Below are 12,802 nucleotides of genomic sequence, written 5' to 3'. Positions count from 1 at the left end.
TGCTGGCCGGGTCAGCTGGCCTTCGTCAGTTCGACGAACGCCGACCACGCAGCCGAACCGAACGTCAACGTCCCACCGTCGCGGTCCTTCGTGTCCCGGACCAGGACCCGCCCCGGCAGGTTGTCCGCCACCTCGATGCAGTTGCCGCCCTGCCCGTTGGATCGGGAGGACTTGCGCCAGCTCGGCTCCCGGGCCATGGCCATGTCTCCACCACTTCCTTGATTATCCTCACCGCCGCCGAGTGCGGCAGCGCCTCGCTCCGCATAGCGTCCCATCGGACGTGAAGGCCGCAAAGTCGTTGGGATACATCAAGGAGTACGGCATCACGTCACTGGGAGCACCATGTGCGTACCTCGGGCCGAGGCCTGGGGCACGGGCAGTTCGCTCAGTGACGGCCCCGCACCACATCCGGTACGGGGCCGTCGCCGTGCCGGTCGCGTCAGCTGGCCTTCGTCAGTTCGACGAACGCCGACCACGCAGCCGAACCGAACGTCAACGTCCCACCGTCGCGGTCCTTCGTGTCCCGGACCAGGACCCGCCCCGGCAGGTTGTCCGCAACCTCGACGCAGGTAGACCCACCGTTGCCGGATCGACTTGACTTCCGCCAGCTCGGCTCCCGGGTCATGTCCATGTCTCCGCCACTTCCTTGATCATCCTCACCGCCGCCGAGTGCGGCAGCGCCTCGCTCCGCATAGCGTCCCATCGGGCGTGAAGGGCCGCAATGTCGTTCGGTCGGTCGGTGATCCCTGCCTCCAGGGCCGCATCAATGTGGGCGGCCTCGGTGCCCTCCGTACTCCGGGCCAGGATGAACGCCCCCGCCAGCCCGGCATGTGGTCCGGCTCCGGAGGGGATCACCTGTAGGTGTACATGGGGCATCTCTGACACCTTCAACAAGCGCTCGTACTGCTCGCCCATCACCGCGGCGTCCCCCACGGTTCGCCGGAGTGCCTGCTCGTCGACTACGAAGAACGCCATGGGAGGCGTCGGTTCACGGCACAACACCGCCTGCCTGTCCATCCGCGACGACAGCCGCTGCTCGATTTCCACCGCCGTCAGCAGTCCACCCCATGAGAGAACCGCACGCGCGTACGCCTCGGTCTGCAGCAACCCGGGGATGAGACTTGGCTCGAACCAGCGCAGCACCGCAGCCTCGCGCTCGATCTCGATCCACTCACGGAGCCAAACGGGGGCGGATTCACTGAGCACGAAGTTCTGATAGAAGTGCAGGAAGGTTGTCCCGTAACGTCCATCGACCCTAGCGAGGTAGTCCGGCAGTGCCGCACGGTTGCCACGCTCAATAGCACTGACATGCTGCGCCGAGTATCCGATGCTGGCACCCCACTGTTCCTGGGTCAGCCCTGCCGACTCCCGGAAGCACCGAAGACTCATGATCAAATACTCGCTCGGGCTCATCGGTTTCATGTTCTTCAGGCTCTCCTCAGGACCATGGGGCGATTCTTCAGACAGGACGCTCTTCTCTCCGTGACAGCTGCTGCACTGACTCGCCCTATCCGATCTGTCGCCTAATCTTCCGCCAGCACGGCTCGGCAGTCCAGGGTGGAGTTCGACGAACGCTCGACTGTTCTCCATTCGAGGAGGATCAATGCCAAGGAACGACGGAATCGGCGGGACACCCCGCCTTGCCCGCTACACTTCGATCGGCACACCGCGAAACGTCGATCCGACGCCGAACCGTCCGCCGCTGCCGCAGCGGACGCCCGGCGAGACGGACATCGACCGGGATCCGCGCTTCCGGCTGGCCAGCGCCCGGGGCGTCGCCCCGGCCCCCGCAGCCGCACAGCGGCCCATCGCCGACTCGGTGGCCGCTGCCCGCGCCACCGAGCAGGCCCGGGAGGACGCGAAGACCCACCTGCCGTCCCGGCACGGTGACTGTCCGAAGTGTGAGGAGACCGCGCCGTGTCGGCCGTTCCGGCGGGCGCTGACCATCCTGGACACCCACGATCCGGGCAGGGCCCGCCGGGTCCGCGCGGTGCTTGCGGTCCTCGCGCTGCCGGCGCCGCCCCTACCCGGCGCCGGAGCGGCGTGATGGCCACCGACGATCCGCCGCTGTGCGTCGGCGACGTGCTGCACCTGACCGAGGCCGACTGGGTGTACGGCGACCGGGACCTGACCGTACGGGTCTCCGACATCCGCTACGGGATCGACAAGCCGGACTGCCTGGTGATCGCGATCCTCGGCACGGTGATGGAGTTCGGCCGGGACGGGCGCATGTTGATGCTCAACGTCTACAAGTCTGCCCTGAGCCGCCCCGGCGTACGTGAGCACCGCCGCGCGGTCAACGGAGTCGACCCGCCGCTGGAGACCTCTTGAGCCCCCGGGGCGCGGACCTGCACCCGGCCCGGTCCGCGCCCCGGGCCGCAGCACCCGGAGCGGCCGTACTGGTCGGAGCTAGGACGCGGTCGCCGATCTGGTGAAACGGTCGGCGGCGGAACCCGTGAGCCGGCCCGGCGGGAGGCGCCGGCCGCAGACGACCAGCAGCAGATCCTGTGCCGCCCCGTGCACCGGTGTCCCGCTGCCGTGGCTCCAGTCGAGGTCGGTCGCCTGCAGTTGGACGCCGGTCAGGTCGGTGCCGAAGTAGGCGATGTTGCGGGGCCGCATCCCGGCCAGCACCAGTTTGAGCCGATCGATCGGCACCCGGTAGCCGAGCCCGAGACCGACGCTGATGTCCAGGCCGTGGATGACCTCGTGGGCGAGCGCCCCGGCCGGGCCGCCGCCGGGCGGCGTCCAGGGGTGGTCGATGTTGTCCCGCAGGGCGGTCGACAACTGCTCGTGCGACATGGCGGTGGCGTCGCGGCGGGCGCTGCGGTCGGCCATCCGGTCGAACCGGCCACCGGCGCGGACCAGGTCCAGCATCATCCGGCCCAATGAGGTACGGAACGGCATGGTGATGTGGGCGACGACCTCACGTACCCGCCAGCCGGCGCACAGCGTCGCGCCGTCCCACTGGCCCGGGTCGAGCTCGGCGAGCAGCGCCACCAGGTCGCGGCGATGCGCGGCGACCGCCTCCCGTACCCGATCGGTCTGATTCATGTCTTTTCCCTCCGTGGCCGGCGCGCCGGTCGCGCCTCCGCAGAGGTGTACGGCGTGGGCCGGCGAAACTCATCGGTCGTCGCCGGACCTGCCCGGCCGAGCGGCGGCCCGTATCGTCGGGCGGGTGGCACCGACCTCGACCAGCGACGCAGAACGGCTGGAGCCGTTCCGCGTCGAGTTGACCGGCTACTGCTACCGGATGCTCGGCTCCGGTTTCGAGGCCGAGGACGCGGTCCAGGAGACGATGCTCCGCGCCTGGCGTTCGTTCGACCGGTACGACGGGCGGCGCGCCTCGCTGCGCACCTGGCTCTACTCGATCGCGACCAACGTCTGCGTCGACATGCTGCGCAGCAAACAGCGGCGGGCGTTGACCATGGACCTCGACCCGGCGGCGCAGGCCGGCGGCGGCCTCGGCCCACCGGTGCCGGAGCACGCCTGGGTGCTGCCGGTCCCGGACGACCTGGTCGTGCCGGTCGACGCGTCCCCAGAGAGCGTGGTGCTGCAACGGGAGTCGCTGCGGCTGGCGTTCGTCGCCGCGCTGCAGCACCTGCCGCCCCGGCAGCGGGCGGTGCTGATCCTGCGCGACGTGCTCCGCTGGCGGGCCGACGAGGTCGCGCACCTGTTGGACAGCAGCGTCGCGTCGGTGACCAGCGCACTGCAACGGGCGCGGGCCACGCTGCGCACCGCCGCCCCCGACCCGGGGGAACCGCTACGACCGTCCGACAGCCGGCAACGCGACCTGCTCACCCGCTACTGCGCCGCGTTCGAGCAGCACGACGTCACGGCCCTCGTCGCGCTGCTGCACGAGGACGCCACGATGACCATGCCGCCGTTCCGGTGGTCGCTGCGGGGCCGCGAGCACATCCGGACCGCGTTGCTCGACCCACGGTCGGGCTGTGCCGGCGCGCGGCTGCTGCCGACCGCTGCGAACGGCTCACCGGCGTTCTGGCAGACCCGACCTGGCCCGGCCGGGCACGTACCGTTCGCCCTGGTCCTGCTCGACGTGGCGGACGGCCAGGTCGCCGGCATCACCACGTACCTCAACGTCGATCGTCTGTTGACGCTGTTCGCGCCGGACGATGACGATTGGCGCGAGACGGAGTACCTGTCCCGGGGCGCCAACGGCCGTGAGCTGCGCCGCCGGATCGCAGAGATGGAAGCGGGCGCGGGCGTCCCACGCGAGTTGACCGAACCCGACGATGCGACCGGTGCCGCTGCGCTGGGCGGCACCCGGTCCGCCTCCGATGGCGCTGATGTCAGTTGGTCGGCACCGGCGACAGGTGGGCGCGTTCGCCCTGGGCGCCGAAGAGGGTGAGCGTCTCCGCCGGTTGGGCGTCGGCGCTGCCGAGCCAGTGCGGCGTACGGGTGTCGAACTCGGCTGCCTCGCCGGGGCCGAGCTCGAACTCCTGGTCGCCGAGGACGAACCGGATCCGCCCGTTGAGCACGTAGAACCATTCGTACCCGTCGTGGGTCTGCAGTTTCATGGTGGGTGACCGGCCGGCCGGCGGATAGATCACCTTGTATGCCTGGACGCCGCCGGCGCGGCGGGTCAGCGGCACGATCGTCAGCCCGGAGCGGCGGATGGGCCGCAGGTGGATCCGCGGGTCACCGGTGGGTGGGGCCGCGACCAGGTCGTCGAGCGGTACGCCGTGTGCCCGCGCCAGCGGCAGCAGCTGCTCCAACGTCGGGCGGAGCTTGCCGTTCTCCAGGCGGGAGAGCGTGCTCGGGGTCAGACCGGTCTCTTCGGCCAGGCCGGCCAGGGTGACGCCACGTGCCCGGCGCAGGGCGCGCAGGCGTGGGCCGACCCCGGCAAGGACGTCCGCTGCGGTGACACTCATGGCACCTATGATGCGGATCGGCAACTTTTCTTGCAACCTCGTCCCGGCGATCCGGATGCTGGCGGCGGAGGTAACGACACATGATCACCACGACAGCACCATCGACGACCGCCGTACGGTGGTCACGCCGCCTGACCGCACTCGCGGCCGCGCTCATTCTGACGGCCGGATGCACGACGGCAGACGGATCGACACCGGACACCGCTGCGGGTACGCCTGCCACTGGATCGTCGACGGCGGCCGACGCGGCCACCCGCGACGACGCCGAGTTCAACCGGCTGTTCCGGCACGGCAGCGCCGACGTCGACGGCGTACGGATGCACTACGTCACCGGCGGGACCGGCGAGCCGCTGGTCCTGCTGCACGGCTGGCCGCAGTCCTGGTACCAGTGGCGGCCGATCATGCCTGCGCTCGCCGAGCGGTTCACGGTGTACGCGGTCGACCTGCCGGGGCTGGGCGACAGCGAGGGCGCGCCGCCGAGCTACGACAAGGCCACCCTGGCCCGGTACGTCCACACGCTGCTCGCCGACCAGCTCGGCCTGCGCCGGGTCAACCTGGTCGGGCACGACCTGGGGGCCGGGGTCGGGTTCCAGTACGCCGCGCAGTTCCCCGACGAGGTGGTCAGGTACGCCCACCTGGACTACCCGCTGCCCGGCCCGGCGCTCGACGCCGCGACGTACCGGACGTTGAGCTGGCATCTCGCCTTCCACGACCAGGACACGTTCCCGGAGACGATCGTCGCCGACGACGTCCGCGAGTACCTCGACCTGTTCTTCGGCTACGTCGCCTACGGCGGGACGAGCTTCGGCGGGCCCGGTGCGGAGGCTCCGTACAGCGACGCGCAGATCGACGAGTTCGCCCGCACCTACCGCCGCCCGCAGGTGCTGACCGGTGGATTCGAGCTGTACCGCACCCTGGATCAGGACGAACGGGACAACACGGCTGCGGCGCCAATCAGCATGCCGACGATGCTGATGACCGCCGAAGGCCTGTTGGAGTTCACCCGGTCGACCGTCGAGCCCCGGATGACCCGGATCACCCGCGCGGTGGAGGTGCCGGCCGCCGGCCACTGGCTGCCGCAGGAGAACACGACGTTTGTCACCACCGAACTGCTGGCGTTCTTCACCGAAGGAGAAGATCGATGAATGGATGGCAGGGCCCGAAGTTGGACGCCGGCCCCGAGACGTTCTGGGAGGAGCTGCACCGCAACCTGGCCGGCTCGGCCAAGCCGCCGAACCAGCGACTCGTCGAGATCGCCGAATCGCTGAGCCCTGGCGTGGCCCTGGATCTAGGGTGCGGCCCCGGCGGCGACGCCATCTGGCTCGCCCAGCGTGGTTGGCGGGTCACCGCCGTGGACATCTCCGGTACGGCGGTGGAGCGCGTCGAGGCGGCAGCCGGCGAGCTCGGCCTCGGCGACCAGGTGACCGGCGAACGGCACGATCTGGCGCACAGCTTCCCGACCGGCACGTTCGACCTGGTCAACGCGCAGTACTTCCACACGCCGTTCGCGCTGGACCGCAGCCGGGTGCTGCGTACCGCCGCGCAGGCGCTGCGGCCCGGCGGCCGGTTGCTGATCGTCGACCACGGCTCCGTCGCGCCCTGGTCGTGGAACCAGGACCCGGACGCCCACCTGCCGACGCCCGACGAGGTCGCCGCGAGCCTCGATCTGGATCCGCAGCAGTGGACGGTGCTGCGCGCCGAGATGCCGCAGCGGCGGGCCACCGGGCCGGGCGGCCAGACCGCCACCGTGATCGACAACGTGCTGCTCATCCGGCGCACCGAAGGGGACGGCTGATGCCGGCAACGGAGCGGCCGACGTCACCAAGGGCACGGCGCAGGCGCAAGGACACCGGGCCGGCGTGGACCGCGCCGGGCGAGCAGGCCACCCTGGTGGGCTTCCTCGACTACCTGCGGGACTCGATCGCGGGCAAGGTCGCGGGCACGCCGGAGCCGCAGGTCCGTACCGCCGGGGTGCCGTCCGGCACCAGCCTGCTGAGGCTGATCAAGCATCTGGCCCACGTCGAGCGGTTCTACTTCCTCGGCGAGCCGATCTCCGATCTGCGCGCCACCCTGCGACCGGACCCGCAGGAGACGGTCGACGGGCGGCTCGCCGACTACCGGGAGACGATCGCGCGGGCGAACGAAGTCGTCGACGGCTGGACCGACCTGGCAGGTCCCGCGGCCCGGCCGCCGGGCCGCGGCCTGCCGCCGACGAGACGGTGGGTGCTGGTGCACATGATCGAGGAGACCGCGCGGCACGCCGGTCACGCCGACATCCTGCGGGAGCAGATCGACGGCTCCACCGGCCGCTGACCCACCGGACATGCGCGGGATCGGTCTGGTTTGCCCGCTGTCGCGTCCGGCTGCTTACCGTCAGGAAACACCGTGGAAGCACGACGCCCCTACGGTCCGTTCATGGATCCGGCGTTGGATACAAGACTGGACACACCTCCGCGAGCACAGGCCGGTGAGCACGCCTACACCGAGCTGAAGCGGCGGCTGCTGGTCGGTGACTTCCCGCTGCGGATCCGGCTCGGCGAGGAGCGGCTGGCCACCCTGCTGTCGGTTTCGCGTACCCCGGTCCGCCAGGCCCTGGCCCGGTTGCACGCCGAGCGCCTCGTCGAACGCCTGCCGGACGGGGGTTACGTACCGGCGGCGTCCAACCTGGTCGAGGTCCGGCAACTGTACGAGGTACGCCGCGCCTTGGAGCTGGCGGCGCTGCACCGGCCGGCCGAGACCGGTGAGCCGCACGACCCGGCCGTCGTCGAGCCGCTGCGCGACGACTGGCTGGTGCTGCGCCGCGACACCCCGGAGCCGGATCCCGGCTTCGTGCTGCTCGACGAGAGCTTTCACGTCCGGCTGGCCGAGGCCACCGGCAACAACGCCCTCGCCGGGATGCTCGGCGTGGTCAACGAACGCATCCGGGTGGTCCGGATGCACGACTTCCTCTCCGCCGAGCGGATCGACCGGACGATCGCGCAGCACCTCGGCATCCTGGAGGCCGTCCTCGGTGGCGACCTCGACACCGCACACCGGAGGTTCACGATGCATCTGGGGGAATCCGTCGCCGTCGTCGAGCAACGGGCCGCGCAGGCCCTGACCCGGATGATGGCCGTCGAGACAAGGCCGCTGCAATGACCGCCGTGGCCGCGCCGGTGGACAGCGCCACCGCGCTGCTGTCGGTCCGCAACCTGACCTGCCGGTTCGGCGCGGTCGTCGCCAACGACGGCGTCGACTTCGACGTCGCACCCGGCGAGGTGCACGCCGTACTCGGCGAGAACGGCGCCGGCAAGAGCACACTGATGAAACTGATCTACGGCGTGTACCGGCCGGACGCCGGTGAGCTGCGGGTGGACGGCGTACCGGCGGCGATCGACTCGCCGGCGGCGGCCCGCGCGGCCGGGATCGGCATGGTCTTCCAGGATCTGCGGCTGATCCCGGCGTTCACCGTCACCGAGAACATCGCCCTGGCCCTGCCCGGTCGCGGGCTGCGGTTCCAGCGGCGGGCACTGTCCGCGCGGATCGCCGAGCAGGCCCGGCGGTACGGCCTGCCGGTGCACCCGGACGCGCTGGTGGCGCACCTGTCCATCGGGGAACGCCAGCGGGTGGAGATCCTCAAGGTGCTGATGGCCGGGGCACGGCTGCTGATCCTCGACGAGCCGACCAGCGTGCTGGCCCCGCAGGAGGTCGACGCGCTGTTCGCCGCGGTGCGGGCGTTGCGGGCCAACGGACTGTCGATCGTCATCATCACCCACAAGCTGGCCGAGGCGCGGGCGATCGCCGACCGGGTGACCGTGCTGCGCGGCGGTCGGGTGGTGCTGCGCAACGCCGATCCGGCCGGGCACACCGACGCGGAGCTGGTCGAGGCGATGGTCGGCCGCTCGGTGCCGGGGCTGGCCGGCCACCGCCAGCCGCCGGGCGCTGACGTCGAGCCGATCGTGCGGCTGCGTGGTGTCGACGTCACCGGGGACCGGGGTGCGCCGGCGCTGCGCGCGATCGACCTGGACCTGCGCCCGGGTGAGCTGGTCGGGGTGGCCGGGGTGGCCGGCAGCGGGCAACGTGAGCTGTGCGAGGTGATCCTCGGCGAGCGCCGGGTGGCCGCCGGTTCGGTGCACATCGGGGACGTCGTGGTGCACGGCCGGCCCCGGCAGGCCCTCGCCGCCGGGGCGGTCGGGGTGCCGGAGGATCCACTCACCGACGCGGTGGTGCCCGGGTTGACCGTCACCGAGCACATGGCGTTGGCCGATCTCGGCGCGGTCCGTCGGGGTCTGGGCATCGACTGGCGGACGGTGACGGCCGACGCCGCCCGGCGCGAGGAGCGGGCCGGGCTGCGGATGGCGGCCGGCGACCGGGTGGTGGCCGAGCTGTCCGGCGGCAACGTGCAACGGGTGCTGCTGACCCGGGCGCTGGGTGCGCCGGCGACGGTGGTGGTGGCCGCGTACCCGAGTCGGGGGCTGGACATCGCGACCACCCGGCGGACCCAGGAGCTGCTGCTGGAGCAGCGCGACGCCGGGGCGGCGGTGCTGGTGGTCTCGGAGGACCTGGACGAGCTGCTGGCGATCAGCGACCGAATCGCGGTGCTGCACAACGGGGAGCTGGCCGGGGTCGTGACACCGGCGAGCACCGACCGGTACGCGATCGGCCAGCTGATGCTGGGCGGCAACCACGCCGAAGCGGCTGGTAGGAGTGACCTGAAGTGACCGACACGTTGGTACGCCCTGCCCCCGAACAGGCAAAAACTGTCGACAATCGAGCAAAACTGTGGCTGCGGGTCATCGTCGCCGTACTCGCCGCTCCGGTGATCTTCGGCGCCTTCGCCGCCGCCAAGGGCGTGGACCCGCTGGCCATGTACGGCGACATGGTGACGTCGCTGGCCGACCCGGCCCAGGCGCAGACCGTACTGGTGCGGGCCTCGGTGCTGGTGCTCGCCGCGCTCGCCGTCGCCGTACCGGCGCGGGCCGGCCTGCTCAACGTCGGCGGCGAAGGCCAGATCGTGATCGGCGCGGTCTGCGCCGCCGGCGTCGGCCTCGTCACCGACCAGCGGCTGCCCGGCCCGGTCGTCCTTGCCCTGATGATCGTCGCGGCGATGGTCGGCGGCGCGGCGTGGGCCGGCATCGCCGCCGGCCTGCGGCTCGCCGTCAAGGTCAACGAGGCGATCACCACGCTGCTGATGAACTTCATCGCCATCGACATCATGCTGCTGCTGATCTACGACCCGTGGAAGGACGCCTCCGGCTTCGGCCAACCCGCCAGCCGACCCCTGGCCGACACCGCCCGGCTGCCACTGTTCGTGCCCGGCGGCACCCTCAACACCGGCATCGTCGTCGCCGGGATCGCGCTGGTCGCCATCTGGTGGCTGATGTCGCGCACCGGCTGGGGATTCCGGCTGCGGGTCGTCGGCGGCAACCCGGAAGCGGCCCGCCGCGCCGGCCTGCGGGTCGGCACGCTGCTGGTCACCTCGATGCTCGTCGGCGGCGCACTCGCCGGCCTGGCCGGGCTGGTCCACTTCGCCGGTACGGAGTTCAAGCTGCGCCCCGGCATGACCGCCAACTTCGGCTACGTCGGCTTCCTGGCCAGCTGGCTGGCGCTGCACCGGCCGCTGCGGGTCGCGTTGGCCGCGCTGCTGCTGGCCGCGATCGCGATGACCGGCGACAGCCTGCAGATCGACGCCAACCTGCCGGCCGCCTCGGTCAACGTGCTGATGGCCATCGTGCTGCTCGTCGTGCTCGGCTTCACCCGAAGGAGCAAGAAGTGATCGTCGACGTCCTCACCGGCGGGGTGCGCGGCGGCACCGCCATCCTCTACGCCGCCCTCGGCGAGACCATCGCCGAACGCGCCGGGGTGATCAACCTCGGCACCGAGGGGAGCATGCTCACCGGCGCGCTCGCCGCGTACGCCGTTACCGCCGAGACCGGTAGCCCGTGGGCCGGGGTGGTGGCCGGGGCCGCCGCCGGCGGCCTGCTCGCCCTGGTCCACGCGGTGATGGTGCTCGGCCGGGGCGCCAACCAGCTCGCCACCGGTCTCGTCGTGCTCTTCCTCGGCCTCGGGCTGACCTCGATGTTCGGGGCCGCGTACGTCGGCCGGGCGATCAGCCCGTTCCAGCCGTACCCGATCCCGCTGCTGGCCGACATCCCCTGGCTGGGGCCGATCTTCTTCCAGCACGACCCGCTCGTCTACGGCTCCTACCTGCTCGCCCCGGCGATCTGGTGGCTGCTGTACCGCAGCCGGGTCGGCCTGACCATCCGGGGGGCCGGCGAACGCGGCGAGGTGCTCACCGCGTACGGGCACTCGCCGCAGCTGGTGCGCTACCTGGCCGTGGTGACCGGTGGTCTGCTCGCCGGTATCGGCGGCGCGCACCTGTCCACCGCGTACGCCACCGCCTGGTTCGAGAACATGACCGCCGGTCGGGGCTTCATCGCCGTCGCCCTGGTCATCTTCGCCGCCTGGCATCCGCTGCGCGCCGTCGGCGGGGCGTACCTGTTCGGCGCCGCCCTCGCCCTCTCCCCCGCGCTGCAGGCCCGTGGCCTGGGCTTCAACCAGTTCGCCCTGGACGCACTGCCGTACCTGGTGACCATCGCCGCGCTGGTACTGCTCGGCCGCCGCCGCAGCAACGCCGCCCCGGAAGGACTTTCCCGGGTCTTCGAGTTGACCCCCGCCAAATAGATCACGGAGGAACCCCCAGATGAGCATCCGAAGACTGTCCCGTCGCGGCGCGCTTGCCGCCACGGCCGCCACCACGCTCGCCGCCGTACTGCTGGCCGGCTGCGCCACCAACACCACCACCGCCGCGTCGACCGGCGACGCCGCCGGGGCGCCCGGCACCGGCGGCACCGCGATCGGCTTCATCTTCGTCGGACCCAAGGACGACTACGGCTACAACCAGGCCGCGTACGCCGGCAGTCAGGCCGTCGCCGCCGCGTACCCGGATCTGGAGGTGCTGACCGCCGAGAACGTCCCGGAGGACGACAACGCCACCCGGGTGATGGAGAGCATGATCCGCAAGGGCGCGAAGATCATTTTCGCCACCTCGTACGGCCACAAGGACCCGGCGCTCAAGGTCGCCGCCGCCAACCCCGACGTGGTGGTGCTGCAACAGGGCAACATCGTCGACGGCGACCTGCCGCCGAACTTCGGCACCTACTTCGGCACCGTCTACGAGCCGGTCTACCTGGCCGGCATCGTCGCCGGAAAAACCACGAAGACCAACAAACTGGGGTACGTGTACGCGTTCCCGATCTCGCAGACGCTGGACAACATCAACGCGTTCCAGCTCGGTGCCGCCTCGGTCAACCCCGACGCGAAGACCTACGTGGTCAACACCTCCAGCTGGTGCGACCCGGCCAAGCAGGCCGAAGCCACCAACAGCCTGCTCTCCCAGGGCGTCGACGTGATCAGCCAGCACCAGGACTGCACCGCCACCATCATCCGCACCACCGAGGCGGCCGGCGCCTACACCGTCGGCTACCACGCCGACGCCAGCGAACTCGCCCCGACCGGCTGGCTCACCGGCTCCGAATGGGACTGGGGGCCGCTGTACACGAAGATGGTCGAGACCATCGTGGACGGTGAGTTCACCGGCAGCGAGTACAACGCCAACTTCCGGGTCGGGCTCAAGACCGGCGACAACCCGTTCGTGCAGTCGGCGTACGGGCCGGCGGTCGACGAGGAGACCAAGGACCTCGTCGAACAGGCCAAGGCCAAGATCAGCGCCGAGGACGGTTCGCCGTTCGCCGGGCCGGTCGTCGACCAGGCAGGCACCGTACGGGTACCCGCCGACACCATCCCCGACTACCAGACGATCGAGTCGATCGACTACTTCGTCGACGGCGTCGTCGGCCAGATCCCGTCGTCCTGACCGACCCGCCGGGGGTACGGCCGGTGTGCGCGCCCCACCGCGCGCCCGGTCCCGCACC

16 protein-coding genes are annotated in these 12,802 nt (G+C 71.1%); 11 read left to right on the top strand and 5 right to left on the bottom strand.

From position 1 onward, the window contains the following. Positions 1-11: 11 nt before the first annotated feature. The 3 genes from ACN28F_RS24075 to ACN28F_RS24065 form a co-directional block, all read right to left on the bottom strand. On the bottom strand, positions 12-203 hold the full coding sequence (locus ACN28F_RS24075; protein ID WP_421359807.1) for a DUF397 domain-containing protein: 192 nt from the start codon (positions 201-203) through the stop codon (positions 12-14). Positions 204-439: 236 nt separating this feature from the next. After that, entirely contained in the window at positions 440-631 is a 192-nt protein-coding gene (locus ACN28F_RS24070) for a DUF397 domain-containing protein (protein WP_289210152.1), read from the bottom strand. Beyond that, positions 622-1,413, bottom strand: coding sequence for a helix-turn-helix domain-containing protein (locus ACN28F_RS24065; RefSeq protein WP_421359806.1), 792 nt, complete (start codon positions 1,411-1,413; stop codon positions 622-624). Before ACN28F_RS24065 ends, ACN28F_RS24070 begins: the two co-directional genes overlap by 10 nt. Before the next feature lie 190 nt (positions 1,414-1,603). Here ACN28F_RS24065 and ACN28F_RS24060 point away from each other — a divergent pair, with 190 nt between their 5' ends. Together ACN28F_RS24060 and ACN28F_RS24055 are read left to right on the top strand one after the other, a co-directional pair. Next, the gene (locus tag ACN28F_RS24060; RefSeq protein WP_421359804.1) at positions 1,604-2,047 is read left to right on the top strand and encodes a hypothetical protein; all 444 of its coding nucleotides are present in this window, start codon (positions 1,604-1,606) and stop codon (positions 2,045-2,047) included. Further along, positions 2,047-2,331 (top strand): hypothetical protein, encoded by a 285-nt coding sequence (locus tag ACN28F_RS24055; RefSeq protein ID WP_421359803.1) that lies wholly within the window; start codon positions 2,047-2,049, stop codon positions 2,329-2,331. The genes ACN28F_RS24060 and ACN28F_RS24055 overlap by 1 nt, the downstream gene beginning before the upstream one ends. 78 nt (positions 2,332-2,409) lie before the next feature. Here the strand turns inward: ACN28F_RS24055 and ACN28F_RS24050 are convergent, their stop codons facing one another. Then, a complete protein-coding gene (locus tag ACN28F_RS24050; RefSeq protein ID WP_421359802.1) occupies positions 2,410-3,051 on the bottom strand; it encodes a maleylpyruvate isomerase family mycothiol-dependent enzyme in 642 nt (213 codons plus the stop codon). A 124-nt stretch (positions 3,052-3,175) separates the two neighbouring features. Here ACN28F_RS24050 and ACN28F_RS24045 point away from each other — a divergent pair, with 124 nt between their 5' ends. Continuing rightward, complete coding sequence (locus ACN28F_RS24045; RefSeq protein ID WP_421359801.1) at positions 3,176-4,366, top strand: sigma-70 family RNA polymerase sigma factor; 1,191 nt, start codon at positions 3,176-3,178, stop codon at positions 4,364-4,366. Here the strand turns inward: ACN28F_RS24045 and ACN28F_RS24040 are convergent. Further along, positions 4,308-4,889, bottom strand: coding sequence for a helix-turn-helix domain-containing protein (locus ACN28F_RS24040; RefSeq protein WP_421359799.1), 582 nt, complete (start codon positions 4,887-4,889; stop codon positions 4,308-4,310). The genes ACN28F_RS24045 and ACN28F_RS24040 overlap by 59 nt on opposite strands. Positions 4,890-4,969: 80 nt before the next feature. Between ACN28F_RS24040 and ACN28F_RS24035 the strand changes: the two genes are divergently transcribed. The 8 genes from ACN28F_RS24035 (at position 4,970) to ACN28F_RS24000 (ending at position 12,744) form a co-directional block, all read left to right on the top strand. Then, positions 4,970-6,034 carry an alpha/beta fold hydrolase gene (locus ACN28F_RS24035; protein ID WP_421359798.1) on the top strand — a complete coding sequence of 355 codons (1,065 nt, stop codon included), beginning with the start codon at positions 4,970-4,972 and terminating at the stop codon, positions 6,032-6,034. Then, entirely contained in the window at positions 6,031-6,684 is a 654-nt protein-coding gene (locus ACN28F_RS24030) for an SAM-dependent methyltransferase (protein ID WP_421359797.1), read from the top strand. Before ACN28F_RS24035 ends, ACN28F_RS24030 begins: the two co-directional genes overlap by 4 nt. Next, complete coding sequence (locus ACN28F_RS24025; RefSeq protein WP_421359795.1) at positions 6,684-7,202, top strand: DinB family protein; 519 nt, start codon at positions 6,684-6,686, stop codon at positions 7,200-7,202. Before ACN28F_RS24030 ends, ACN28F_RS24025 begins: the two co-directional genes overlap by 1 nt. A gap of 102 nt (positions 7,203-7,304) precedes the next feature. Further along, a complete protein-coding gene (locus ACN28F_RS24020; protein ID WP_289210142.1) occupies positions 7,305-8,027 on the top strand; it encodes a GntR family transcriptional regulator in 723 nt (240 codons plus the stop codon). After that, on the top strand, positions 8,024-9,589 hold the full coding sequence (locus ACN28F_RS24015) for an ABC transporter ATP-binding protein (RefSeq protein ID WP_421359793.1): 1,566 nt from the start codon (positions 8,024-8,026) through the stop codon (positions 9,587-9,589). Before ACN28F_RS24020 ends, ACN28F_RS24015 begins: the two co-directional genes overlap by 4 nt. Then, positions 9,586-10,644, top strand: a complete 1,059-nt coding sequence (locus ACN28F_RS24010) for an ABC transporter permease (protein WP_421359792.1) — start codon at positions 9,586-9,588, stop codon at positions 10,642-10,644. The genes ACN28F_RS24015 and ACN28F_RS24010 overlap by 4 nt, the downstream gene beginning before the upstream one ends. Continuing rightward, on the top strand, positions 10,641-11,552 hold the full coding sequence (locus ACN28F_RS24005) for an ABC transporter permease (RefSeq protein WP_421359791.1): 912 nt from the start codon (positions 10,641-10,643) through the stop codon (positions 11,550-11,552). The genes ACN28F_RS24010 and ACN28F_RS24005 overlap by 4 nt, the downstream gene beginning before the upstream one ends. A 19-nt stretch (positions 11,553-11,571) precedes the next feature. Continuing rightward, positions 11,572-12,744: a BMP family ABC transporter substrate-binding protein gene (locus ACN28F_RS24000; RefSeq protein WP_421359789.1), complete on the top strand. Its 1,173-nt coding sequence runs from the start codon at positions 11,572-11,574 to the stop codon at positions 12,742-12,744. Positions 12,745-12,802 lie beyond the last annotated feature (58 nt).

The sequence above is a fragment of the Solwaraspora sp. WMMA2101 genome, from assembly GCF_049179175.1.
Lineage (GTDB): Bacteria > Actinomycetota > Actinomycetes > Mycobacteriales > Micromonosporaceae > Micromonospora_E.
Note: the sequence above shows the minus strand (reverse complement) of the source record. Positions and strands in the feature narration are given on the sequence as shown.

Excerpts from the sequence above, each read along its gene's own strand:
- ACN28F_RS24075 (WP_421359807.1), bottom strand. The coding sequence starts at position 203 with ATGGCCATGGCCCGGGAGCCGAGCTGGCGCAAGTCCTCCCGATCCAAC.
- ACN28F_RS24070 (WP_289210152.1), bottom strand. The coding sequence starts at position 631 with ATGGACATGACCCGGGAGCCGAGCTGGCGGAAGTCAAGTCGATCCGGC.
- ACN28F_RS24065 (WP_421359806.1), bottom strand. The coding sequence starts at position 1,413 with ATGAGCCCGAGCGAGTATTTGATCATGAGTCTTCGGTGCTTCCGGGAG.
- ACN28F_RS24060 (WP_421359804.1), top strand. The coding sequence starts at position 1,604 with ATGCCAAGGAACGACGGAATCGGCGGGACACCCCGCCTTGCCCGCTAC.
- ACN28F_RS24055 (WP_421359803.1), top strand. The coding sequence starts at position 2,047 with ATGGCCACCGACGATCCGCCGCTGTGCGTCGGCGACGTGCTGCACCTG.
- ACN28F_RS24050 (WP_421359802.1), bottom strand. The coding sequence starts at position 3,051 with ATGAATCAGACCGATCGGGTACGGGAGGCGGTCGCCGCGCATCGCCGC.
- ACN28F_RS24040 (WP_421359799.1), bottom strand. The coding sequence starts at position 4,889 with ATGAGTGTCACCGCAGCGGACGTCCTTGCCGGGGTCGGCCCACGCCTG.
- ACN28F_RS24035 (WP_421359798.1), top strand. The coding sequence starts at position 4,970 with ATGATCACCACGACAGCACCATCGACGACCGCCGTACGGTGGTCACGC.
- ACN28F_RS24030 (WP_421359797.1), top strand. The coding sequence starts at position 6,031 with ATGAATGGATGGCAGGGCCCGAAGTTGGACGCCGGCCCCGAGACGTTC.
- ACN28F_RS24025 (WP_421359795.1), top strand. The coding sequence starts at position 6,684 with ATGCCGGCAACGGAGCGGCCGACGTCACCAAGGGCACGGCGCAGGCGC.
- ACN28F_RS24020 (WP_289210142.1), top strand. The coding sequence starts at position 7,305 with ATGGATCCGGCGTTGGATACAAGACTGGACACACCTCCGCGAGCACAG.
- ACN28F_RS24015 (WP_421359793.1), top strand. The coding sequence starts at position 8,024 with ATGACCGCCGTGGCCGCGCCGGTGGACAGCGCCACCGCGCTGCTGTCG.
- ACN28F_RS24000 (WP_421359789.1), top strand. The coding sequence starts at position 11,572 with ATGAGCATCCGAAGACTGTCCCGTCGCGGCGCGCTTGCCGCCACGGCC.